Source organism: Enterococcus sp. AZ156, assembly GCF_051714165.1.
Taxonomy (GTDB): Bacteria; Bacillota; Bacilli; order Lactobacillales; family Enterococcaceae; genus Enterococcus_B; species Enterococcus_B pernyi.
Window position 1 is genome coordinate 2,411,509 of the sequence record NZ_JBIORI010000001.1, and the last position, 25,287, is coordinate 2,436,795.

Here is a 25,287-nt window from a genome sequence, read left to right on the forward strand (position 1 = left end):
ACGTTACCTCCTAGAATTTTTTACCGGTGCTTCATTTTGATAACGCATAGATAAGATCAATCCGATCCCAATCATATTCCCTAAGATCGATGAACCCCCTTGACTGATAAACGGCAATGGAATCCCAGTTAATGGAAGTAAGCCGATATTTGCGCCAATGTTTTCAAAGACATGGAATAAGAGCATCATGATCAATCCACTTGCGATATAGGCATAAAACTCATTGTTCGTATCGAAGCAGACACGTATCATACGATAAATCAATACAAAATACAAGAAAATGACAAATGCGCCACCAATAAAGCCAAAATTCTCGCCAATGACAGTGAATATCATATCCGATTCTCGGACTGGCACGTAAATGTTGCTGACGTTAAAGCCTTTTCCGAACATCCCACCTGTTCCGATTGCTAAAATCCCTTGGGCGGGTTGGAAGCTAAAGCCCGACGTATCATGAAATGGATCGAGCCAAGAATCGATTCGGGCAAATTGGTAAGATTTGAACCCAACAGTATATAGGAATTCTCTTCCTGATTCTGTGGTCACAAGGAAAATCGTTCCTGCCCCCACAATAAATGCTAAAGCAAAGATCGGACCAATGATTTTCCAAGAAATCCCTGACATCAAAAAGACGCCACCAAAGATCGCCAGAAAGACGAGCATCGTCCCAAAGTCTTTTTGCGCCATGACTAACGCAATCACAGGAATCGAAATGATCAACATCTTTGCAATCAGCCAAAAATCAGATTTGATTGTGCGAACTTTGACTTGCGTATTGTGCTTCGTTACGATCAACGCCAGCATCAAAATATAAGCGATCTTCATCAGCTCGGCTGGTTGAAATGTGACACTTCCAAAACGGAACCAGTTTTTTGAACCAGTACTTGCCGCCAGAGTTTGGTCGTAAAATCGTAAGAGCAACCCCATGACAAGCAATCCTAGTCCATAGAGATACGGTGTCAATTTCCAGATCCATTTTGAATTGATCCGCATGACGATTGCAATCGCTACTGCTCCCACAAGGTACCAAATGATCTGCATCCCGACACCTCTTGTCACAGAAGGACCGTTTGGATCATGTGTCAATGCAACGTATAAGGATAAAATCCCAATCAAACATAATAAAAATACTGGTAGAATGACTCCGTAATCAATGCGGTTATCATTCGAAGTTTTTATTTTTTTTTCCATTTTTCATCCCTTTTCCTAAAAACCATACTGCCCTATATTATAGCTGTCTCCTTCTATAAATGAAAGCCAAAGCAAATGAGATTTGCGAAAAATTAATCTTATTCATTTCTCTTTATCCTTTCTTAAGATAAAAACGAAAAAAACGCTTATTCAAGGGAGAAGTTCTATTGATTCCGTCTGATATTTTTCATTTTTTCTTTTCCTTTTTATAGAAATCCAAGATCTCATTTCCTACTTCTAATAACCGTTCAGAGGTCAAATGGGTCCGTTGGATCAAATAGAACTGACGAGATTCAGCTAAAGGTTCAACGTGTATCCCTTTTGGTACTGCTCGTTTGGATAATATGGATCGTCCGATTCCTTCTTTCAACATCGCCACAATGACTTCATTACTTTTTACAAGCATTTTCTTCCCTTGGATATTCTTTTCTTCAAAATAACGTTGCGTGTAATGGAACACACCTGAAGAAGATTCCCTGACTAGCCATAGCTCACTCTTAGGATCACCTGCAACGACCAACGCATCTTCAAGTAAAGAAAAGCGTTGTACTCCGGTTGTTTCTAAAGGTTTTTCGATAAAACCAAAATCAGCTTCATGTTTTGCCACTTGCTCCAAACTCTCATGAGAATTCGCAAAAGCAATCGAAAACTTGATTTTTGTAAAACGCACGATCAACTCTTTCATCAATTGAGGCAATAAATACACCGCAAATGTATGGGAAGCGACGATCCGGCACACTTCTTCTTCATTTTTTTCATCCGCTAATTGTTGTTGTGTTGTTTCCCATTCTTCCAATAAAACCAATGTTCGTTCATAAAGCAAATCCGCTTGTTTTGTCGGTTTCATCTCTTGTCGTCCATTACGTTGGAAAAGTTCCACCCCAAGATCCCGCTCCAATTGTTTGATTTGATTGGACACCGCAGGTTGAGACAAATAGAGTAATTCAGCGGTTCGCGAAAAATTTCTTGTTTCATAAACGACACGAAAGGTTGTTAATAATTTAAACATCTAACCACTTCCATTATCTTTTTTTATAGTAACTATAATAACTATTTGATTTAAATATATCAAAAAGACTCTATAATGAAAAGTGTAAGGAACAGGTTGTGGACCTTCAGTTACACACACCTCACAGCCTTCCAGACAGCTTACTGCAACGATAAGGAGAAGCATCCATGCGATTTGTTTTTTCCCATTGAAAAACTTTACTATTCTTCGTAACAAGCAGTTTTCATCGTTGGCTACTTATCGTTGCAACGAGTCTGTCCTTGATTATCAATAAAAAAGGAGAGTAATGTATGAAGCATTTCTTGAAGATTGTTCCGATCCCGATTTGTGGGTTGATCCTTGGATTGACTTCTTTAGGGAATCTTTTAAAAGACTATCATTTGACACATGTAGGGAATTTTGTAGGTGCGATCGGTATGCTTTTGATGCTGTTGATCATCGGCAAACTGATCCTTTTATTTGAACACACGAAGCAACATCTATATGATCCAATCGTCGCTTCCGTCTCGCCGACCTTTACGATGTCTTTGATGGTCATCTGTACGTATTTTGTTTCTTTCAAATCAATTGCGCCAATCGTCAAATTGATTTGGTTAGCCGCAGGGATCTTCCAAATCATCTTGGTTCTGTACTTTAATTACCATCATGTAGTTAAAGCAGACTTGTCAATAGAAGCAATTTTTCCAAGCTGGTTTATCGTGTATGTTGGTTTTGGTGTCATCACAGTAACTGCTGGAAACTTTTCTCCGATCCTTGGAAAGATCTTCTTCTGGCTTTCGTTAGCTTGTTATGTCGTACTACTACCAATCATCATCCATCGAATTTTCTTTGTCAAAAATATGGCGCAACCAACCTTGCCATTGATTGCGATTCTTGCAGCACCTGGTTCTTTGTGCCTGACAGGGTACTTAAAAAACTTTGAAGACCCAAATTTGGCCTTAGTCATGACGTTGTTCCTTGTTTCGCAAGTACTTTACTTTATCGTTTTAGCCATGTTACCACGTCTATTATTGCTTGATTTTTATCCAAGCTTTGCAGCCTTTACTTTCCCATTGGTAATCTCTGCTACAGCAATCTCTACTGCCACTGCTTATTTCCATCAATTAGGGTTTGCTACAGGAATCTTAGATGGATTGAAAGTCATCGAGTGTTTGATTGCCTGTGGCATGATCGCTTACGTCTTAGGACACTATGCCATCTACTTGATTAAAGAACACAGTCAACATAAACATCACCTTTCAAAGGGATTGATAGAATAGACTTCACCTTCTGTCTTTTTCACTTAGTAAAAAGGCAGAAGGTTTTTTTGTATTCACGAAGAAACAATTAAATGATACTATATTTTAGAAAAACTTTTTCTTAAATGAAAGGAAAGAATCAAATGAATGCTTTATTCACTTATATAAAAACGCTGAAAAAATTTGGTGGCCGAAAAATCTTACCCGGACTACTACTCGCCTTTTCTGTCGCAGTCATTAGTCGGCTACTGGGACCCTTTGTCCCTCAACTCGGTGCAGGAACGATTGCGATTTTACTTGGTATCGTCTTAGGAAACACCTTGTTTAAGCAACCTGAACTTGCGGTGGGTACCAAATTTGCCGAAAGTAAACTATTAGAATGTTCCGTTTTCTTGCTTGGTGCAACTGTGACGATCCAAACGATTGCACAGATTGGTTTCAAAGGTGTAACTTTCGTGTTACTCCAAATGACTGTCACGATTCTTGGTGCCTATTTCATCGGAAAAAAACTATTGTTCAGCGATACATTTTCCTTGATGATGGCAGGTGGAAACGCCATTTGCGGTTCTTCAGCCATTGCTTCGATTGCTCCAGTGATCCATGCAGATGAAGAAGAAAAGGGTCAAGTCATTACCTTGGTCAATCTTTTAGGAACAGTGATGATGTTGACACTTCCCTTTTTAGGTCTCCAACTCTTTGGTGATCAACTGATCGAAAAAAGTGCACTTATAGGTGGTACTTTACAATCCGTTGGACAAGTTGTTGCTGGAGCAAGTCTATTAGATACTTCAGTCGTGCAATTTGCAATGCTGTTTAAAATCATGCGGATCATGATGCTTGTGGTCGTGGTCTTCCTCTTTGAAAAATTTATGGAAAAAAAACAGCCGGCCGTCTCTTCAACGTATACGCCAAAAAACCACAAACGAAAAATGCCACTTCCTTGGTACGTTTTAGGCTTCTTGATCGTGTGTTTAATCAACAGCTTCTTTACCATTCCCCATGTGATCGATCAAAGCGCTAGTTTTATTAGTGGTTGGTTTGAGGTCACTGCATTAGCCGCGATTGGCTTACGTTTGGATTTTGCAAAGTTCATGAAAGAAGGAAAACGATTCTTGACGTATGGATTGACTGTGGGACTTTTACAAACAATCATGGCTTTATTCTTTATTTGGTTGATCAAACTATAAGTAAAAATAAGCACCAACACCTCGGAAAGATTTTCTATTTCGAGGTGTTGGTGCTTATTTATCTGTGCTGTCAGCTAGTAGTACAGCCTAATGAGCTAAAATATTTTCAAGCACTAATAGTTGCCGTTTGATCACTAACCCATTTTCAGCTTTCCCCATATACCCAGTCAATTGTCCATTTTGCCCAATCACTCGGTGACAAGGAATAACGATTGGTAGAGGATTCAAACGATTGGCTTGACCAATCGCACGAGCTGCCTTTGGTTGCCCGATTGCCTGTGCCACTTGTTTATATGTGCGACTTTGTCCATAAGGGATTCTTGTGAGCACTCGCCAAACCTTTTGTTGAAAGGCTGTTCCTCTTTGGAAAGATAAAGGTACATCGAAAACGTGTCTTTCACCTGAAAAATACTCTTCCAGCTGTTGTTTTGCCAAGGATAAAATCTGAGCATTTGCTTCTTCATTTTCAGAAATTCGTTCAAAAGAGACAGCTGTTAATCCTTTTTGATCGGCATCAAGCCATAAAGGACCGATTGGTGTTTCAATTTTCATTTTTGTCCGCCTTCCTCCTCACTTATTTTATTTATCATCTATGATTCAAGAAAAAAAAGCAACCTAAAAGTTTATTTAATGCCATAGAGATGGTACACTGAATAAGGCGCTTATAACATCTTTTATTTTTGTTATTTAAGCATACTTTTATTTATATAGGTTATATGAAAAAAACATGCTTGAAAGGAACGAAAACATGAAAATATCAATTGTCATCCCTTGTTTTAATGAAGAAAAAACTGTCCCACTTTTTTTTGACGAAGTCGAAAAATTTCGTGGCGATTACGAGTTCGAGTATCTTTTTATCGATGATGGGTCAAGTGATGGCACATTGGCTGCCATCAAAAAATTAGCGAATGTACATGAATCCGTTCGTTTTGTCGCTTTTTCACGAAATTTCGGAAAAGAAGCTGCACTATATGCCGGCCTGCAAGCCTCTACAGGAGACCTTGTCACTGTCATGGACGTCGATTTACAAGATCCGCCTGAATTATTACCAGTGATGATCGATAAAGTCATCAACTCCGATATCGATTGTATCGGTACACGCCGTTCTACTCGTGAAGGTGAACCAGCTATCCGCAGTTTCTTTGCGAAGAAATTTTACCAATTGATCAATAAAATCAGTGATACTGAAATGATTGACGGTGCAAGAGATTATCGCATGATGACTCGCCAAATGGTGGATGCGGTCTTAGAATTAGCGGAATACAATCGCTTTTCAAAAGGACTATTCAGTTGGGTAGGATTCAAAACTGAGTATCTCTCATTTGAAAATCGCGAACGCGTTGCCGGTGAAACGTCTTGGTCATTTTGGAAATTATTCAACTATTCAATTGATGGGATCGTCAATTTTTCTGACACGCCATTGAACATCGCCTCATTTGTTGGTGCATTATCATGTATCGGTTCAGGAATCGCCATATTATTTATTATTTTACGTGCGTTATTATTTGGTGATCCAACTTCCGGTTGGCCTTCACTCGTCTCGATCGTTTTATTCATCGGCGGAATCCAACTCCTTTGTCTTGGCATCATTGGGAAATATATCGGGAAAATCTTCCTAGAAACGAAAAAACGCCCAGTCTATATCGTACGGGAAACTGAAAAACAAAAAGCCCACCAAATTGGGGAACAAACAGATAAATAAGTAATGAATGAAGCTATCCTTTCAAATTAGAGGGTAGCTTTTTCTTTTATGATAGCCAGTTAAAATAACTCTCATTATAAAAAATATTTTAACTGATTGCGTTTTATCTATCCATTAATTGCGTATACTTATAGATGATAACGTTTCTATCTGTTAATTATAGCTGATATATAGCTGATAGCATTTTTAAGCTACATAAATACTAAAGGGGGCAATACTATGTATCATTACTTAGACATACTTAACTTCGGTATTCTAGGTCTTATGTTAATCTCACTTGTATCTTTGATATTAATCAGTAATCGAATAGAATTATTTAAACAATACATATATTCAAAAAAATTTTCTCTGCAGCTTCTGATGAAACAGAAATATATATTCGTATGTTAAAAAAAAATAATCAATACATTTTTTTTGACTTCAATTTCATTTATCCTTTCAAATGTGCTAGTTTCAAAGAACATCTTGAATCTTTCTACCTTTTTTTTAATTTTGGGAATCTTCTTCTTGTTGTTGAGTTTAACTACATGTTTCTACTCTAAAGAGAGCATTAGCCAAGGATATCTGGTTATAGCTAAAAATAAATCCTATTGGATATACTACTTTAATAATCAAAAACAGAAAGAAATCATTTTATCTTGGCAAAATAAAATGATTTCTTCACTTTATCTCACTTTATTCTTTTATATGTTACTTTTGATCTCAACTTTACTGATGAAAACAATCTAGTGCTATTTCTTTTATTGATGGTTCTAGCATTTTTTTACGATAGATATCATTTTTTACTTATAGTTACTTTGTACTTTGACCTTAAAGCAGCCCACTACAGCCTAAGAATCGAATCCGTGATACATAAGCACAAGCTTTATGTACTGCTATTTAAATAATTTATCTTAGTCTTGAATGAGCAACATTATTGGATACTAGTTTTATCCAGACCTACATTTTAAAATAAAATTCTATTCCTATATCAGTAATTTGAAAAGAAGGGAGCATGAATATGCATAAATTACTCGGAATACTTAACTTTGGTATTTTAGGTCTTATGATAATATCACTTATATCTTTAGTTTTCTTTAATAATCGAATGGAAACATTTCAAACAACAAATCTACTCAAAGAGAATCATTTCTCCTGCTCTTGATAAAGCAGAACTATATAATCGTATAGTAAGAAAAAGCAATATATATATTCTTTTTGGTTCAATTTCATCTGGTATTTCGGCCTTCCTACTTTTGAAAAACATCTTAACTATCTCTACTCTTTTACTACTTTTAGGAATCGTCTTCTTGTTTTTAAGTTTAAATAAATGGTACTACTTTAAAGGGAACATTAGCCACGGATATCTGATTATAGCTAAAAAAAAATCATATTGGATATACTACTTTAACGATCAAAAAGAGAAAGATATGATTTTATCTTGGCAAAATAAAATGATTTGTTCAGTTTATCTCACTTTTTTCTTTTATATGTTACTTTTGATCTCAACTTTACTGATAAAATTAGTCCAATAAAATAAAAATTTTTTACTATTATATTTATTGTTATAGGGTTTCAATTATTAAGTAATTATATGTCTATTTTTTGTTTAAAAAGGACTGATGGCTAGGTTTCATCAGTCCAATAATTTATATTTTTTTAAATACTTAGAAAACTCGATAATATCCCCATGAGTGTAGTTCCAATAACAATTAATGCAGCTGCTACAGTTGTCACAGAACTTGTAACTCCTGCAATAATCGTACCTATAGCCGCAATGATTGTGCCGCCGTAGATTATAAGAATAGCTACGCAAAAAGCGGACATTCCAATCCCTATCAACAACGGAACATTCCACTCAAACGTCCCATTCTCCAACTGATCTACGACGTCCTGATAAATTGGATCTGGCAAGGGGGAATCAACAAGCGGACGTAAGTAAATCTCAATCTCTAATTGAAACTTGGATGTAATTTCATGGTCTCCGTGCTTCAACTCTTTCTCAAAGGTCATCAAGATACGTGTACCTATTAACCCTTCTTTCGTTGCTAATCCAACTGCAATCGCTCCATTATCTACTTTTGGTCCAAGTTCGTTGATGACATCTTCAAAACTTTTTGTGTCTCCTTTAAGATACTCACTGTATTCCACGATCGAATCAGTGATTTCATTGTAATAAGGAGACATATCCACTTTTTTATCCTTCACCAATACAGAAATCCCATATTCTTCTCCTGAAATAGACCACTCCATATGCGGTTTCAAATAGACCACATAATTTGGTGCTGGCTCTATACGTACTTCTTGTTCAAATTCAAATGCTGTTTCTGCTACACCGAAATTTTTATACAACTTCAATAACTCTCTTTTCGCAATTGCTTCTGGAGATACAGAAAAAGATGAAATACCTCGATCTCTACCTGACACAGCAACTTTATCGATACCTACTCCCGCTGTGGTCAGTTCAATAAACTGATCAAATGCCCATTGTTTAGGCATAGGAAATCCTAAATTACCACTAAAGCCTGAGGACATATTAGATACAAAAGCTTGAGTTGCATAACTCGCATCAATGATTTTCTGACAAACATTTCTAGTACCATAAACGCCAACATTATATGTCTGGTCTGATGAAAGAATTGACCATACTCCCGCAAAATAAGGTAAGACGGTTCCGGGGATATTTCCGTCTTGAATATCCACATCACATGCAAAATAAATGGTTGTTCCTAAAGGAAAACCTAAGTTATATGCTGCTTCAATCGCCAGTTTTCCATCTTTTAGGCCTTGATCTTGCGTGAAATAAGATTCATACCAACCGCCATCTTGGTAGATAGGAAAAATAGCTAAGCCAACTTGTGTAATTGCTTCTATCTCTTCGAATGATAAACTTTTATCACGTTCGTCGGCTCCTGTTCCAACCGTACCTGTCAAGTAGCGTCCAACAATCGAAAAACCTTGTGATTTCAAACCTTCCGCTGTTTCTTTAGTCAAAATTGTCGAGGTGTCAAAGGCCTCTGCTGAACGATTCGTGTTCCCGTTTGATGTTAGTAAACCTTTCATCACGGTTAAATCCGACGTTTGATTATACGGTGGCAATACCATAAACTGTCGGAAAGCAAGAATTTGCTCCGCAATATATGACGTAAAGTTTCCTGAAAAATCACCTTGTTTGTTATAACCGTTCACATAAAGACCGTATTGCAAAATTCGAACAAATGGACCGATGTCTCCTTGATTTAGTACTGGGGTACCCGCTTCAGTCCCAGGACCATAATTACCATTTGCTGTATTTGTATCCATACCAATTTCTGCTTGAAGACCATAAATCAATGCTGTATTGGTTTGACGCTGATAAACGCCATCACAAGGCAAAATCCCCGTATATTGCCAGTACTCTCGATTCAATCCTTGTTGCATCGAGCGAATCGTCGCATCTCCACTTGGTACTAAAACAAAAGCGCTCATATCAAACAAGGCTTTGGCCCATGTGGAATCTAATGTACTATTGACTGATTCAAATCCTGCGGCAATTTTTAACTGCTTTATTGCATTGTCATTGTCCGTTGTGTAAATGGTATTAAACTTTCCAGTTCCCATTCCTTTACAACGAAATGCACCATCAATCAACTTTACAAAATTACTTTCATATGTGTTGATTAGATTGGGGGTGACTTCTTTATCCCATAAAGCAGAAGTGGTAGCACCGAAGTTATCAACTAATGTCGTAATTCCTAGTTCATGTTGTACCGCTTGAATCAATCCATAAATCGTATTCCATCCAGTATAACCATCTTCCGGTACTGAACCAAAGCCTGCTACATTTCCATATGTCTCATTCAACCATTGCTGTACCTCTAACACCCAAGGATCACGTGTTTGTTTTGCTTTCTTATCCATTCTTTTCACTCCTCAACATTATTTTGATTCGAATCACTTAGATATGTTGAGATTTTTTAGAATTTGTGACAGTATTCAGGAAATATTTTTCTTGAAGCAAATATTTTTTTAAGCGTTTCTTCATTCTCTCCACTCTTTTACGCACTGACGGATGGTAGTCCTTTTCTGAAAACATGATTTTCGCTGCTTCAGAACAAGTAAACCCTTCAACTAGCAATGAAAAGAAGAACCCATCAAGTGGTTCTTGCTTTTGATAATTACAAACCATCTCTTTTAAATCGATAGTTGAATCAATTTCCACCGATGACTGACTCTCTATAAATCCAGGATCTAAAGATTGCCAACGCCCAGCATCATAAGTAATCCTATTTTTGTCATTCTTATTGTTTGAACTTTTTTTGTAAAGACGCCATACATCTTTCTCAGCAATTGCTAAGCGATAGAGAAACAAATTTTTAAACTTCAACTCTTTCTTCTTTCTTTCCAGTCGATAATCTTCAATCGCTTTCCATGTAGCTAACAGATAAGTACTATAAAAATCTTCAAAAGGTATGTATACGCCCAATTTCTCTGCTGAAATTTGGGCATTTTTAGCACTTTTTTTTAAATATGGAAAAAAATCTCTGAGTATTGCTTCCAGTAACTCTCCATTTTGTTCTATTACATACAAATCCACTCTTTCTGTTATGCTTATCCAAAAACTCATCATTAGCCACTCCATTCATTCTTTTGAAAGGATATGTCGATAAGTTGAATAAATCTGTGACATAGAATCTACTCTTTATTTTTCTATTTTTTGGATATTAGCTGCCTTTTTTTAATTTCTGTTCAATCGATTCGATGATCTGACAAAAATATTTTGTTAGATTTGTTTCTGCCATATTCTCTAAAATACTTCCGATTTCCGTCAGTACTAAAAATGTTGTAAATACTTGAACTAACGTGAATTCAAGTTGAACATTATTTTTTGCTAAAACGATATCGACAACGCCAGTCAAAATCAATAAAACAAAATGGCTAAGCTTCTTCCATAGGCCTTGCCAGCTCAGATTAGAATACCAAGTTCTTTGTACTTTCGCTTTTAGCCAACCAGTGAATAAATCTAATAAAATCAACAAAAAGAAGATATGGATCAATTCTTCTTCTGTTTCAAATAAATGTATAAAAATCCCCATTTTACTAAACATTATCTCCCTCTTAACTGATCACTTCGCAACATTTTTCGTAATAGGATTTACGTGAAGCCAATCCATTGTATCCACCATTTACTTTAAATGTCACTTGTTCAACAGTAGGTGATAATAAACAGAAATTATTCATCCCATTGGCCTCCCACCAATAGCCAGCACTTGACCAAGGATATCTTTCAGCCACATAAGTTACTCCTTGATTGACAACTTCTGGATCTGCGATTGATAAAGAAAACTGTGTATAATTATAACGACCAGTTAGTTGAATAAACCCTGCCCCTTTGAATTTTCTACCATCCCCACTAAAAACATTTCCAAGGTCACTACGCCCTTCATAAGCTTCTCCAGAAGCAAGTTCTATGCGCCATTTCCCACAACCTGACTCGTGACTACACTGGCTAATAAAATGCTGTAAAGGATTAAGTTCAGTGATACGATACACGTTGATGCACTGATTTAAATCGTTGATTATCTGCTCTGAAAAATTACTCCATCCAATTGCTTCAAGTTGGCTCCTAGTAATCTTTCGCGTAAGTGTATCATTCAACTCTTTCATGATCATCAGCTCTTGCCCAACTAAAATAAAGTCAGGATTTTTGATTCCATTCCATTGTTGTAATTGACTAACTGATACCCCAAATTTTTCACCAATCCTACTTAACGAATCTCCAGATTTTACAACATACTTCATTTTGATTCTCCTCTCAAAATTTTTGCGTATTTAAATACGTTTAATATGTCGGTAAAATGAAGAAAATTGTGACAAAAAAAGCATCGGCAGAATACCGATGCTTTAAATCGCTTATTTATTTAATGACTTATAAATAGATTGAGCACAAAAAATACTGGTTTATGGAATTATTTTTTTCATAGGATACATAATGACTTGATGTTCTTTCACTTCCTCGCTGAATAAAAACAATCTATCTGCTTCGATTCTGTACTTATGATCTTTGATCACATTTGCATAGTTCACACTTGCTGGATCTGGTTCTAAATAGAAGTTATCTTGATTAACTGAATATATTCCAGCATACTCTATCAGCCCAGACAGATTGATTCGCTGTACTTCACCTGATTCATTGAAGATCAAAATACCCCCTCCCTCCAGTTTCCAGGAATACTTAATCAAGAGATCGTGTAACTGGTCGTGGGAAATATCGCTTTTTATTTTTAATTTCTGATATGCTTCATCGAGTTTTCCCGGACCAGGAAAGGCTTTTTTATATTCCTCGAATGTTAAATCGTCTGAATCAGCTATTTCCTGTGATTGAGTGCTTTCTTTTGTTTCCGGAACGCTGTCACTCATTTCAAATTGTCTTGTATTTGTTTCGCTACTACAGCCAGCCATTAGTAATAGAAATAGCAGGATGGATATTATTCGTTTCTTCATTCTATTTGATCACTCTCTCTTCATTTCAAAAAATAGAAAGAGGCTTCTTCCCAAACAGTCTATTTTTAGTTTAGCAAATCATTCTTATCAGCAACACTCAGCCATAACCTTCTATACCATTGCCACTTTGTATCAGAAATGTTGAAGTATCTATAGTAATATCCTCCATCCCATACACCAGTTCCATAATCTTGCACATAATCACCTAGAAAATAAAACTGATTATAAGACATTATTGCATGGATACCCGCAATGCCATTGTCCTCTATTGTAAATAAAGGTGCTAATTCGTTGCATCTTATCCCACTAGCTGACGAAGTACTACCTGAACTAGGATTATAAATTTGAACTGAGAACCCTGGGGCATTAATACTATATAGTTTAGCCTTTGGTAACAACTCTTCTGTACTTAAATTATCTGTTGAATTTTTATCTTCTCCTTCGATGATATATGTGCCAGGTTTTGGTTTTTGTGTCGTCAACTTGTCTTTTGAAAAAGGTAGATTATCTACATCAATCCCCTGTTCTTCAAGTTGTTGTATTGCTTTTTGGTTATCTTCTTTCGAAATAACAATACTTTCAGGATCAATTGCTCGAATTGCTGCATCTGCAACCTCAGTATGCATTCCACTAACTATCAAACCAAACAGCATTGTAAACCCCATCAATACTTCCTTCATTTTTTATTCTCTCCTTGATCTTCAATTATAATTCATTACCAAGTGTGTTTATATTTTCGATTTTAGAAGATATCTTCACCAATATAATAAATTATTCGAATAAACTATGACTTCTTAATTATATATATTTATATAAATATAAATATATATAATTAGTTATTTAACATTCAAAGATTTTCTGCTCATTTTTGTTAACTTATTCTACTTTTATGTAAATGAATTAGAAAGTATTAATATAAAATTAAAAATGATTATTACGTTATTTAAGTAGGATACTCCTTCTAATATTATCTATTTTAAACTTTATGCTCTATTCTATTAAAAAAGCTTTTAGCGTATTTAGAATCTCATAGATTTCAATTTATTATTATTTAATTTAAGAATAGATAGTATAAAAACATACACATTATTCTTAATATAAAATCAATAAATTTCTATAGTTATTAAATAAATCATCCACTTAAATCTCCTAATTTTATGTTTTTTTATCTTTTTTGCTATATATAATATATTTATTTTTTTCACACAATATAAAATTTTATTTTCCGAGCTAAATTATACAAAAAAACAGGTTGATGAAGAGTAAATTATTCATTAAATATTATGCAAATATAATGATTAATAAAAAATATATGTTTTTTTATTTCTTAGATTTATACTTCAAGAGAACAAATAAATAAGTAAAGTAGTCACTCATGAAAAAAATCTTTTCTTTATTTTGTTTTTTGTCAGTACTATTTTTTCTGGGTACAAGGTTTTTGCTGGTGAGCAATTAGTAGACAACGATGCAGCTGCAGGGCAACCGGGTTTGAGTCATATTATGTCAGGGAATTGGACGTGGATCTCATCAGGTTATTTTGGAGACGCAAGGATTAGTTACGACAAAAGTGGTGCATTTTATGCGTATGGCTTTAACCCTACAAATAGAACAAATGTTGGGAATTTTTACGCATATTTAGCTAATCCAGCATTCGAGTCAACAGCTGCTTATAATGTTGCTTCACCGCCAGGGATAGGTGAAGGAAATACTATTGAACAATACTACGCTGCTGTAGGATGGAATTGGATTGGTGATTTGGGTGCCACTAATTGGAACCTAGCTGCAAATGTTGGGAAACCTAATAATGTGAATATTCAGGGTGGTCTGGGTGCAGATGCATTCAAAGTCACATGGTAAAAGGAGATAACTATGGAAAAACAAATAAGAGGAGTTATTATTGGTTTAACGTTGACAACAATCTTGGCAAGCTCTACTTATGCTGTCTTAGCTAATCAACAAACAGATGTACAAGTTAAGTCTGAGAGTAGAGTAATCACGACTTCTCCAGAAGAAGAAAAACAAACAACAATTGAAATACCAACTGTACAAATAGAAGATGAAATCACAACAAAACAAGAAGCAGTCTATCGAATGATCAATGCTATTGATTATTATCACAGTATCGAGATTCATTTTTTAGCGACTAAAAAAGCAGGAGAATTAATTGAATCAATTCATCTATCAGCTGTTAATCTGCCTGACAATCATCTCACGAAAATCGATACTACTTATTCAACAAATAATCGAAGTTTTCTTTTTTACGACAACGGCAATATTGAAACGGAAAATTTTGATTCAAACGATAAAAGCTTAGGCATAGATACTTCCTTTGTTAGGTTAGAAGGAGCATCTAGTAATCATTCTATGACATTAGCCGATAGTATAAAAATTGGTGAGGATGGAGAAAAATTGTACAAGGCAAGACCAGATGCAAATTATTATAGCAATGCAAAAATAGTTGCATTACCTTCCGATTTAGCAATTAACTTATTAGAGGATGAAGCTATTTATGAACTTACAGATACTGGAAAAATAGCTGGACGAAATACAGTAGTTTTAGAAGGTAGCTTATCAGACGCCAATCAAGTCAGATATCAGGCTAATCACTTTAAACTAAATATTGATGCCAAAACTGGCGTATTACTAGGGATGATTTTTACGAACAATGGGATTGAAAAAGACTATTTAAACGTTTCTTCCGTTACGTTCGATCAACTTCCTGAAGACTTTAAGTCTAATTAACAATAAATAGGTGATTCCTATCTATATCAAATCATTTGATAAGAAAGGTTCTTGAAATAATAAGCGCCAAAGGACAAGATACAAGAAGTAGTTGTCCTTTGGCGCTTGTTTTAAATAAAATGATAGGTGATCTATTTATAAATACTTTCTCTCTCTTACCCCAAACTCTCCGTCAATCGCCGCAATCCTTCTTCCAATTTCTTACGTGGGCATCCCACGTTCAATCGCAAAAAATTGTGACTAGCTTTCCCATATACTTCGCCTGACATGATTGCAACCTTGCCTCGTTCGATCATTCGTTGCTGAAGTTCTTCCATAGTGAATGGGAGTCGGGCACAATCGAGCCACATCAAGTAGGTGGCTTCGCTTTTGGTCACGATGATTTCCGGATGATGTTTTTTAAGGTACGCAGTGACAAAAGCAATATTATCATCAATGTACTGATTGAGTTCACTGACCCAGTTGTTTTCTTTTTCATACGCCGAAATCGTAGCAACTAATCCAAAAACACTCGTGGAACCGAGGCCATCAGCTTCTTTCATCTGTTGTAAAAACCGCTGGCGCAAGGACGAATCTGGAATCAATCCGTAAGAAAAAATCAATCCAGGAAAATTAAATGTTTTACTTCCTGATGTGACGACTGCGACATTTTTTTGAATCAATTCTGTCAGTGGTTGATGGTGTTGTCCCTTTCTGAGAATATCCATGTGGATCTCATCCGAAATAATGAACACCTCGTTTTTTTGGGCAAGCTCGATGATGTTCACTAATTCTTTTTTGGTCCACACTCTACCTGTTGGATTGTGGGGACTACACAATAACAAAATTTTATTCTCCGGTTGCTCAAATTGGCGCCTCAAGTCCTCAAAATCCAATTTATAGGCACCTTCTTGATAAATCAATTCATTGCTTACCAGTTTGCGGCCATTCCCAGCAATCAGTTTATAAAAGGCATCATAAGCAGGCGTTTGGATAATCACACCTTCTCCCGATTCGCTTAATAAACAAATCAGTTGCTTGATGCTATAGATGACGGAAGGACTGTAAACCAACCAGTCCTCGTCGATCTGGTGTCCAAAACGTTCTTTGTACCAGTGAGTGACTGCTGATTTAAAATCTGTGTGATTCCAACGAGTATAGCCAAAAATTGGATGTCTTAACCTTTCTTGGAGCGCAGCTTCGACGCCTGTTGGTACTTTAAAATCTGTATCAGAAATCGTAAATGGCAAGAGATCATTTTTACCGAAGCGGTCTTCAATATAATCCCATTGCGTACAATACGTCCCTTTACGATCGATTTGTTCATTGAAAGACATCTTCTACACTCTCCCGATTTCAGAACAACAAGATGTCGTCCAGTTGATTTCTAACAGTCGTCACTTTTGTTCCTATAATGACTTGTACATTCGTATCATCCAAATGAACCACGCCTAATGCACCTAATTTTTTCAGTCGGTCATCATCAACGATCGATCCGTCATTCACCACTAACCTTAGACGTGTGATGCAATTATCTAAAGAAGTGATATTTTCAGCACCACCTAAAGCAGCCAAGATTCCTCGTGCATCAACTGTGCCTTTTCCTTTATATGATACTTCTTCGTCTGTATATTCTGTCTCAGCAGTCATTTCTTCACGTCCAGGGGTCTTTAAGTTTTTGCGTAAAATCACCGTTTTAAATGTAAAGTAATAGATACCAAACCAACAGGCACCCACAAGTAAAACTAACCACCATTTAGTATAAGTCCCTTGCATGACCCCGAAAATAATAAAATCTAAGATACCGCCATCGGTGTTCCCGATCGTTACGCCCAACAAACTCATGACCATAAATCCGGCACCAGTCATCAACACATGGAATCCCCATAAGAGAGGACTGACAAATAAGAAGAGAAATTCGATTGGTTCAGTGATCCCTGTTACAAAAGTCGCAATCACACCTGAAATCAATAATCCTTTGATTTTTGCACGATTCTCTGGCTTTGCGGTTTGATACATCGCTAAAGCCGCTGCGGGAAGGCCAAACATGAATGTCGGCATTTTTCCTTGTGAAAGAAAAGCAGTGGCGCTCGGTGAAATCGCCAATCCTTGTTGCAATTCATTATAAAAAATATTTAGTGCGCCAAAGACTTCTTGCCCATTGATGACCTGACTTCCTCCAGCTTCTGTAAACCGGATCATCGATACTAAAATATGATGTAAGCCAAATGGCAATAAGAGTCGTTCTCCAGAACCGAATAAGAACGGGCCAAATGCACCAGAGCGTTGTATCAAATTTCCGATCCCAGTGATCAACATGGCAAAAAGTGGCCAAACCATCGGAATCAACACGCCAACAATTGCTAAAGTTACTGAAGTAATGATGGGTACAAAACGTGTCCCTGAAAAGAAGGCAAAACTATCTGGTAATTGGAATTGATAAAATCGCGTATGGAGCTGATAAACGATTAGCCCGACAATGATCCCTCCCAGAACACCCATAGATAATGTTTGGATACCAAAAACCATTTCTTGACCAGCTTCACGTAATTGTTCACTTGCTGCCAATTGATTCGTTTCTTGCAAATAAAAATTGATCGATAATTGCATCACTACATATCCAACAAACCCAGAAAAAGCAGCCACGCCTTTTTCTTTACGTGCTAAGCCTAAAGGAATCGCCATGGCAAACATCACAGGTAAATAGCTAAAAGCAAAGCCACCAATCGTCGACATAAAGCGAAACATCACCTGTAACCAAGCAGCACCTAAAAATGGAAAAGCAGTAATTGCTGATTCAGCGGAGAACGCACTCCCAATCCCTAAGAACAATCCCATGAAAGCTAACAGTGCGACTGGTAACATGAACGTTTTGCCTAACCCTTGAAAAATCTCCATCCAACTTGCTTTCTTCCCTTTTTGCATCCCTTTTCCCCCTTACTCTATTTCTTACCCTTAAAATGTAAGCGATGACAAAGGCGGTTGCAATACTTCCTGTCCATGTAGAATGGGCATTCATAAATTAGAATCTCCATTCTGAGAAATGACTTGTTTCGCATAATGGATCATCAAAATATCTAACAAGATATCCATTGAAACTCTTGGACTCAAATCAATATTCTGATGATAGATCGTCAACATTTCTGCAATAAATGCGCCCGTCGACAATTCTTCTAAAGAACTTGTCGGTTGACCAATAAAAGACAGCAGAGGAACATTTCGCTCCTTTAGTCGTTTAGCATAATCGAGCATTCCTAATGTTTCCCCACTATGACTAATAAAAATAGCAAGATCTCCTTCTCCTAGTTGTTTACTCACTGCTAGCAATTCGTCCCAATCGGTTGAATGCCCCACATTTTTACCAAGAAAATGCAATTTTCGATTCAGGGAAACAGCGACCGGAATACTTTGCCCTACAGCAAACAGTTCAATACGTTGTGCTTCTTTAATCATATTGACTGCGCGATCGATTTGTTTCGGCTCGATTTTTTCTAACGTCTCTGTAAACTGACGAAGGATTTCATTGATCAATGGTTTGAATTCATCCGACACATCAGTAGAACCACTCGTTTCTTCTAATGACCGGTAACTTTTAAGGGCAAACTTAAATTCTTGAAATCCTTTAAAGCCAAGCTTTTTTGCCATTCGAGTAATAGTCGATTGGCTGGTAAATCTTTCACTCGCTAATTCTTCGGCTGTCATGGAGGAAACTTTTCTTGATTGATGCAAACAATAATCTAAGATATTTTTTTCCACTTGATTTAATTCAGAAAATTTATATTGGATTCTCTTATAAAACTGATTCATCTCTTTCTCCTATTCTGGCAGTTTTTCGCCAATGAACGATATGGTCTGTTTTCTTATCTATTCTACCGGAGAATACGATGGAAAACGAGTCTACAGTTAAATTCAGACATGCAAAAAAATCCACAAAAATCGGTAATATGATTTTCGTGGATTCTGTGTTGTTCTTTGAAACAATCCATTGATATGACTATTTATTTTAATAATTTTGCAGCTGCTTCATCTAAAATCACTGTGATATCGGGATGAGTCATCAAGATCGATGCAGGAATCTGCTCTGTTACTGGTCCTTCGATCACTTGTTTGATGATCTCTGCTTTATGCTCCCCGTTAACGATCAATACTAACTGTTTCGCTGCCATGACCGTCTTTGGCCCAAATGTCACAAAGTAATCACCAGGTTCTTCTCCCAGATGTTCTTTTAACGATTCATACATCTGATCTCCTGGAATGACTGGAATGCTATAAGTCTCCTTACTAAAATCCGTATATCCAGGCATGTTTCCACAAAAATGACCATCTTCACCAAGCCCCATCAAGACTAGATCCAATCCACCCGCTTGCGCCATTCGTTTATCCACATCTTGATAATTATCAATAGTCAGTTCATGGATATTTTCAGTAGCGACCCCTATAGGATCATAAAGGGCTTCTTTCAGTCCTGACATAGTCAGACCATACTGCTTGTCCTTTAATGCCACTTCATCAAAATTATAATAATGGATCATCGATGTATCCATCTGTAATTTACTAAGCGTCTCCACTAAAATCTCGTACGCCATCTTAGGCGAATTTCCTGTCGTCAAAGACAAATTCACTCGTTTTTTCTTCAACATTTTTTCCAAGACGATCCCCGCTGTCACTTCACTAAGCGTTTCATAATCTTTTGCAATCACTAAATCCATTGCTGTCCACTTCCTTTCACTCATTTAGTTAAAGTGTAACAGGCTGAGGGGGCTTTTGATACGTTTTCTTATTTTAGTCGGGATTTTCTTGAAAAAATATAATAACATCCCATAAAAATAAGAATCAATACCTATGTGATTGTGTATGGCAAACATCTCAAACTGTGACCACATCAACCAAAGAAAACTAGTAGCTTTTATTACGACTATGATTCTTAATTATCTAAAGAATAACGGTTATATCAAATTACATAATCGCTATCCATTTTTTGTTTCTATTCTATTTTATATATATTAAACTAATCAAATTTTTTCTATAAATATATTTGGATCTAAATTTATTTCTGAAATAATCAAGTCACAGTCTTCTGGATAAATTTTTAGATGGTTGTTCAGAGCTACGTAGATTCCTACCCTTAGCTGGTTAATAGCTACCTGATTATCGAACAAAGTTAGTGATTGGTATAGCGTTCCCAGACAAGACTGTCCTTTTTCATTTCTATAGTCTGCCTCCGTAAGGTTCGCTCTTAAATGAAAATTTCTATTGAATTTGATTGAGGATTTTATCGAACGATAATTATATATACGACCTCCATGAGCAGTCGATTTCTATAACTATGACACAAGAATATCATATTAGTAAAAGTGTAACAATTTCAGTAAATAGATACTTCCTTATGTTTTAGTATGCATGCAAATTTATATAAAAAAACAGGAACTTACCTGATTGTATATACATCTATATATAAAGTATAAAATATTTTGGCTCTTTTTCTAGCATTTGCTTCCCTATTATTTAATATAATAAAATCGACAAAGGGGAGAATTGACCTTATATCACATAGAAATTAACATCAGTAACTTGAAATGATCTAAGGATTTTTTATGACTTTCTTTTACTAAAATTAGGGTATCAAGTATTTCAAAAATGGCTTTAACCACATCTATGTATATTGCTAGATTTTGTTTGTTCAAACTCATGAAAAATATCAGCGTAAGCATAATCAATTTACTAGAACGGCAAAAGGCATAAATCATCTTGCTTTCTCTATTGCAAGCGTATCTAGAGCTGATTCATTACGGAGTGAATCAGTGATCCATAAACTATGAAAATTATTCTTTGAAATCAAACACCAATTGAAAATTATCTGATTAAATTCATTTAACTTATCTCTGCCACAAATCCAAAAAAGCAAAAAAATAACGTCATTATCTCGGTATAAGCCTTGATATAACGGTGTTTATCTAGTGTGCCAGCTATAGGGATCGAACCTACGACTGTCAATAAATTGTATCTCTATAAATCCAAGCTTTATAGAACACTGAAACTATTATAAATATTCCTACAAAATTATTTTAATAAAAAAATTCATCTTTACAGAATACTATTTATAAATTCTATGTCAACCAGTATCTGTTTTTATCATTTATTCATTGTTATTTTAATTTTTCCAATTATTTTTTTATAATGATAAAAAAATGGTTATTTCTCTGGCTTGATCAAAAAATCTCTTATACTAGTTTCATAAATAATGTAAGGAGTGAGTAATGATAGTGAAGTATTCAGGGATAATTAGTATGGTGTTTGGTCTTTTAGTCAATCTCTTATTATTTATTGATGATGCAAGCCTTGCCCTGAGATTAACAAGTGTCATCCCAATATTTGTTTTAGGTGCTATTGGTACAGTTATTGCAATTTTTGGTTTCTTAAAATTGTCAAATAGTTATTTACGTTTGACTTGTGTTGTTGCTGGTTTATTGAATCTATCACCGATTCTTTACTTTATTTTCTTAATTTTTGCTATTGGTTAAAAAATCTTGGCCTGATGAAATCAGATAACAATAAACAATACTCCAATTAGAGGAAATACTTCGCTCATAACGATCGTTTCCCCTAGTTGGGGTATATTTATATTGGTTTCTCGTTTCTCTGTTTTTTTATTATTTTACTAGTAAAGGCTCATTAGAGTTATTAAATAAAAAAATATTATTCATAACAATGATTTGAAAGGAAGAATAGTGAAATGAATCAAGAAGAGTATTATTCTCACTTAAAAGCATAGACGAAATCTCAACATACTGAACTTTTAAATTCGGAAAAATATGATATTTTATCTATTCATATTCTTTTACAATTACTGAATTTAATGGAAAATCAGATTTCGACACCCCATTTCGTGCCTTATAAACCGAATATCGAACTCATTTCTTTATACAAAGAGTATTTAACCTACAGAAACAAGATTTCACTTCTAAGTCTGTTGAATCCTAAAAAATTCTTTGGATAATAGCTTATATGCTCCAATTGTCCCAGCATTATTAGGATTTGAAATGCAACACTTAATTGCTAATAAACCAGAAGTTTTTTTGTTTTAACTCTTACCATCGCTTACTCCACGGCTCCCAATGAAGCATTGGAAGTTCATGAGATTAGTTGCCGAATTCAAAAGAAAAACCAACACCTTTTACTAGAAATTTTTGATAAATCGCATGTATTCCATTCCCATAGAAAAAATAAGAAACAATAAACGATGGATCCGAATCCAAACAACCGAAATACAAGAGATGTCATTAATTATTTTTATATTATTCCATCAACAAAAGTACAACAATTAGCACTTATTCTTTGTATGGGTATTATTAACTTTTTAACTCAAAAAAACGAAGTACTTGCTAAAAAAGAAGCCCTGAATCATACAGATCAGAAGCAACCTAACTTGATTGAAGTATTTTTTTCTAAGTTCAGTTTTCTTTCTGTGAATGAACATTATGGGGAACTCGCCAGTACCTCACAAGAATTAATTGGTAATTGTTTGGTTAAAGAATTAGATTTTGCATTAAAAACAGCTTTAGGAGAAGCTAGATTTAGCGAAATCTCAAAAATAAAGTATTTCTTATCATTTGAAGGTATTCAGGCAAAATACCTGCATACAGCTAAGCTTCCAAATGTACGTTACACCAAAGATATTTACTTGACTTTGACCTCTATTTTAATGGAGCGCTTACTGATACTAAAATTTGATCCAGCAGCCGTTCAGCCTATGATAACAGATATATACCGTACGTACACTTTTTTAAAAAGCTGTCGCTACAATCAACTATTTAAAAAAAAATTGCAACTTTTATTATCCAATCAATTTTATAAAAATTAAGATTTAGAACTTTGTAAAATTAGCACTACGATGGTTCCCTCGGATTTGCTTCAAATAAATAAAAAATTTATTATCTATCCGATCCAGATTACTGCAAGAACAAACTAACTTACCTGAAAACTTAGCTACAATGAAAAAAACATCAAAAAAGAAGAACGAGCCCAACAAAAAAATTTAAAGATAGACTTAAAAAGTGTTCGAAAGAACGTTAAACAATCTTATATTGATCTCTATCGTACATTTCTTTGTTGTTTTCTAGATCTTTCTATTAGTTTTATTCTGAATTATTTAAAGAGTTCACTGCTTTTTTCAAAAAGATCGTGAACTTTTTTATGCTATCCAAAACAATACTCTCATATTATTTGATAATTGGCTCATGCATCACTACTTTTCACAAACACACTACTTACTTGTTGCTCGTTTTTTTCACAACTCAGACTGTTTCACTAACAAAGTCTTTCTTACTCCATACTGTTATTTCACTTAAAAATTGAATTTTACATTATACTGTTTAAATAATTAGTTAAGAAAAAATGACTATAAAAAATTTTTTTTGACTAATTGTCACTTTTATATAAAAAATTTTCGCATGATTGAACTAAAGGAAGAACTGAGTTCAGGAAAATCATTCCTTCTTGCTAATTCATTTCACCTAATAGTAGTTTCTGAGCCTCATCTGATCAAATGAATAAAACAACCAATTATAACGAATGAATATCACTAGCTATCACTAAACGAACCGAATTCTTCAACTCTGAGCAATATGGAATTTCATTGATCAAATTATTATTGCAATTACTAAATCTAATGGAAAACAATATCCCATTAAGCGAGTATCATTTTTACAAATCAAACATTGAATTGTTTTTGTTCTATCAAGATTACCTTATACTAAATGTGGCCAAGTACCACTCTTCTGATGTTTCCATGTTAAAATGTTCCTAGTAAAATAGTTTGTACGCCTCTATCGAACCAAATTTATTGGAAATAGCAATTTATGAATTAGTGCCTAATAAAAAAAAATTTTTTTAGTGTTGTCTTTGACTGTCTCTATGATTATTTTGATAACTGGCTTGTTCATGAAGTCGGTTGTATCTTACGCAGGACGGAGAGTTTTATACATCTAGAAATAATCGATATCGCCCATTTAGCTATTCCTACGAAAAAATAACCATTACCTGAAACAATGGCTCCAGACGCTCATTTTCGACAAAAAACAATTGTTAATCATTGTTACTCAGTTCCTATAGAAATAAGACAAAATTAATCCAAATTATTAACACTTGGACTCATTAAGATAGACAAAAATTTAGTGAAGCTTTGCTCTTAAAAAAAATTGGGATTATTCTCTTGCTAAAAAGAAACATAGGCTACAGAAAAATTTTTTTGCTAAATTAAGAACGTTAGCAATAGACGAGTACTATGATTATCCTGTCAGTACTTCCGCAAGTATTTTTAGGTAATTGCTTCGCTAAGTAGTTGGACAGCATATTGAAAATCGTTTTAGGAAAAAAAGGAGAGTACCATTACTAAACTCAATATTTAACCTTCACTAGCAGGCCTCCAAGCCACATACCTAATGCAAGCAAAACTACCATCTGTTCGCGCTCAACGAAAACCATTTATGGTACATTAAGTGCAATCTTATTGAGTCGTTTGTAAAAATTAGGATTTGACTCCGTTGCTTTTGAACCCTCAATCGAACATATTTATAGCTCCTTTAAAAAGAAGGTCCAATCATGCCTAGCCAATCGTTATTATTAACAAACTGATTTATTTCTATCAAAATTACATTCTAAGCACTATCATGCAACTGAAAAGCTCCTCGATCCACTGCATCTCGAGAGCTTTAGAAAGAAGCTATTTGCACAACCTATAAACAAAAATCCCCCATTTTTTACACCAAATACTAAAAA

General features: G+C 35.2%; 20 protein-coding genes. 7 read left to right on the top strand and 13 right to left on the bottom strand.

Annotation, left to right across the window (positions count from 1 at the left end):
• Positions 1–3: 3 nt before the first annotated feature.
• A complete protein-coding gene (locus IGJ95_RS11580; protein WP_153830134.1) occupies positions 4–1,191 on the bottom strand; it encodes an FtsW/RodA/SpoVE family cell cycle protein in 1,188 nt (395 codons plus the stop codon).
• Between the two features lie 187 nt (positions 1,192–1,378).
• Positions 1,379–2,200 (bottom strand): LysR family transcriptional regulator, encoded by an 822-nt coding sequence (locus tag IGJ95_RS11585; protein WP_153830133.1) that lies wholly within the window; start codon positions 2,198–2,200, stop codon positions 1,379–1,381.
• 290 nt (positions 2,201–2,490) lie between these two features.
• Here IGJ95_RS11585 and IGJ95_RS11590 point away from each other — a divergent pair, with 290 nt between their 5' ends.
• Together IGJ95_RS11590 and IGJ95_RS11595 are read left to right on the top strand one after the other, a co-directional pair.
• Positions 2,491–3,459, top strand: a complete 969-nt coding sequence (locus IGJ95_RS11590; RefSeq protein ID WP_153830132.1) for a TDT family transporter — start codon at positions 2,491–2,493, stop codon at positions 3,457–3,459.
• Between the two features lie 122 nt (positions 3,460–3,581).
• Entirely contained in the window at positions 3,582–4,625 is a 1,044-nt protein-coding gene (locus tag IGJ95_RS11595) for a YeiH family protein (RefSeq protein ID WP_153830197.1), read from the top strand.
• Positions 4,626–4,712: 87 nt separating this feature from the next.
• Here the strand turns inward: IGJ95_RS11595 and IGJ95_RS11600 are convergent, their stop codons facing one another.
• Positions 4,713–5,177, bottom strand: a complete 465-nt coding sequence (locus IGJ95_RS11600; RefSeq protein ID WP_010734626.1) for a methylated-DNA--[protein]-cysteine S-methyltransferase — start codon at positions 5,175–5,177, stop codon at positions 4,713–4,715.
• A gap of 196 nt (positions 5,178–5,373) precedes the next feature.
• Here IGJ95_RS11600 and IGJ95_RS11605 point away from each other — a divergent pair, with 196 nt between their 5' ends.
• Positions 5,374–6,327, top strand: a complete 954-nt coding sequence (locus IGJ95_RS11605; RefSeq protein WP_137072797.1) for a glycosyltransferase family 2 protein — start codon at positions 5,374–5,376, stop codon at positions 6,325–6,327.
• 1,638 nt (positions 6,328–7,965) lie between these two features.
• Here the strand turns inward: IGJ95_RS11605 and IGJ95_RS11610 are convergent.
• From IGJ95_RS11610 to IGJ95_RS11635, 6 genes are all read right to left on the bottom strand, one after another.
• On the bottom strand, positions 7,966–10,206 hold the full coding sequence (locus tag IGJ95_RS11610) for a glycoside hydrolase domain-containing protein (RefSeq protein ID WP_153830131.1): 2,241 nt from the start codon (positions 10,204–10,206) through the stop codon (positions 7,966–7,968).
• Positions 10,207–10,243: 37 nt separating this feature from the next.
• On the bottom strand, positions 10,244–10,912 hold the full coding sequence (gene bacL2, locus IGJ95_RS11615; RefSeq protein ID WP_153830196.1) for a BacL2 family protein: 669 nt from the start codon (positions 10,910–10,912) through the stop codon (positions 10,244–10,246).
• A 97-nt stretch (positions 10,913–11,009) separates the two neighbouring features.
• The gene (locus IGJ95_RS11620; protein WP_062804743.1) at positions 11,010–11,393 is read right to left on the bottom strand and encodes a phage holin family protein; all 384 of its coding nucleotides are present in this window, start codon (positions 11,391–11,393) and stop codon (positions 11,010–11,012) included.
• A 10-nt stretch (positions 11,394–11,403) separates the two neighbouring features.
• Complete coding sequence (locus IGJ95_RS11625) at positions 11,404–12,087, bottom strand: LysM peptidoglycan-binding domain-containing protein (protein ID WP_062804742.1); 684 nt, start codon at positions 12,085–12,087, stop codon at positions 11,404–11,406.
• 159 nt (positions 12,088–12,246) lie between these two features.
• Positions 12,247–12,789, bottom strand: a complete 543-nt coding sequence (locus IGJ95_RS11630) for a hypothetical protein (protein ID WP_010734618.1) — start codon at positions 12,787–12,789, stop codon at positions 12,247–12,249.
• 65 nt (positions 12,790–12,854) lie between these two features.
• Positions 12,855–13,469 (bottom strand): hypothetical protein, encoded by a 615-nt coding sequence (locus IGJ95_RS11635; protein ID WP_438761924.1) that lies wholly within the window; start codon positions 13,467–13,469, stop codon positions 12,855–12,857.
• 820 nt (positions 13,470–14,289) lie between these two features.
• On the opposite strand from IGJ95_RS11635, the gene IGJ95_RS11640 reads away from it, so the two are divergent.
• The gene (locus IGJ95_RS11640; RefSeq protein WP_157072112.1) at positions 14,290–14,646 is read left to right on the top strand and encodes a hypothetical protein; all 357 of its coding nucleotides are present in this window, start codon (positions 14,290–14,292) and stop codon (positions 14,644–14,646) included.
• 12 nt (positions 14,647–14,658) lie between these two features.
• Complete coding sequence (locus IGJ95_RS11645; RefSeq protein WP_062804740.1) at positions 14,659–15,531, top strand: hypothetical protein; 873 nt, start codon at positions 14,659–14,661, stop codon at positions 15,529–15,531.
• 155 nt (positions 15,532–15,686) lie between these two features.
• Here IGJ95_RS11645 and IGJ95_RS11650 read toward each other — a convergent pair whose 3' ends face one another.
• The 4 genes from IGJ95_RS11650 to IGJ95_RS11665 form a co-directional block, all read right to left on the bottom strand.
• A complete protein-coding gene (locus IGJ95_RS11650) occupies positions 15,687–16,847 on the bottom strand; it encodes a MalY/PatB family protein (RefSeq protein ID WP_062804739.1) in 1,161 nt (386 codons plus the stop codon).
• Between the two features lie 19 nt (positions 16,848–16,866).
• Positions 16,867–18,435 carry a maltose/glucose-specific PTS transporter subunit IIBC gene (malX, locus tag IGJ95_RS11655; RefSeq protein WP_062804738.1) on the bottom strand — a complete coding sequence of 523 codons (1,569 nt, stop codon included), beginning with the start codon at positions 18,433–18,435 and terminating at the stop codon, positions 16,867–16,869.
• Between the two features lie 90 nt (positions 18,436–18,525).
• Entirely contained in the window at positions 18,526–19,317 is a 792-nt protein-coding gene (locus IGJ95_RS11660; protein WP_438761927.1) for a MurR/RpiR family transcriptional regulator, read from the bottom strand.
• Positions 19,318–19,508: 191 nt separating this feature from the next.
• Entirely contained in the window at positions 19,509–20,219 is a 711-nt protein-coding gene (locus IGJ95_RS11665) for a glucosamine-6-phosphate deaminase (protein WP_010734607.1), read from the bottom strand.
• 1,548 nt (positions 20,220–21,767) lie between these two features.
• Here IGJ95_RS11665 and IGJ95_RS11670 point away from each other — a divergent pair.
• Together IGJ95_RS11670 and IGJ95_RS11675 are read left to right on the top strand one after the other, a co-directional pair.
• Positions 21,768–22,031 (top strand): hypothetical protein, encoded by a 264-nt coding sequence (locus tag IGJ95_RS11670; RefSeq protein ID WP_062804735.1) that lies wholly within the window; start codon positions 21,768–21,770, stop codon positions 22,029–22,031.
• Positions 22,032–22,750: 719 nt separating this feature from the next.
• Positions 22,751–23,371 carry a hypothetical protein gene (locus tag IGJ95_RS11675; protein ID WP_062804734.1) on the top strand — a complete coding sequence of 207 codons (621 nt, stop codon included), beginning with the start codon at positions 22,751–22,753 and terminating at the stop codon, positions 23,369–23,371.
• Positions 23,372–25,287: the final 1,916 nt, after the last annotated feature.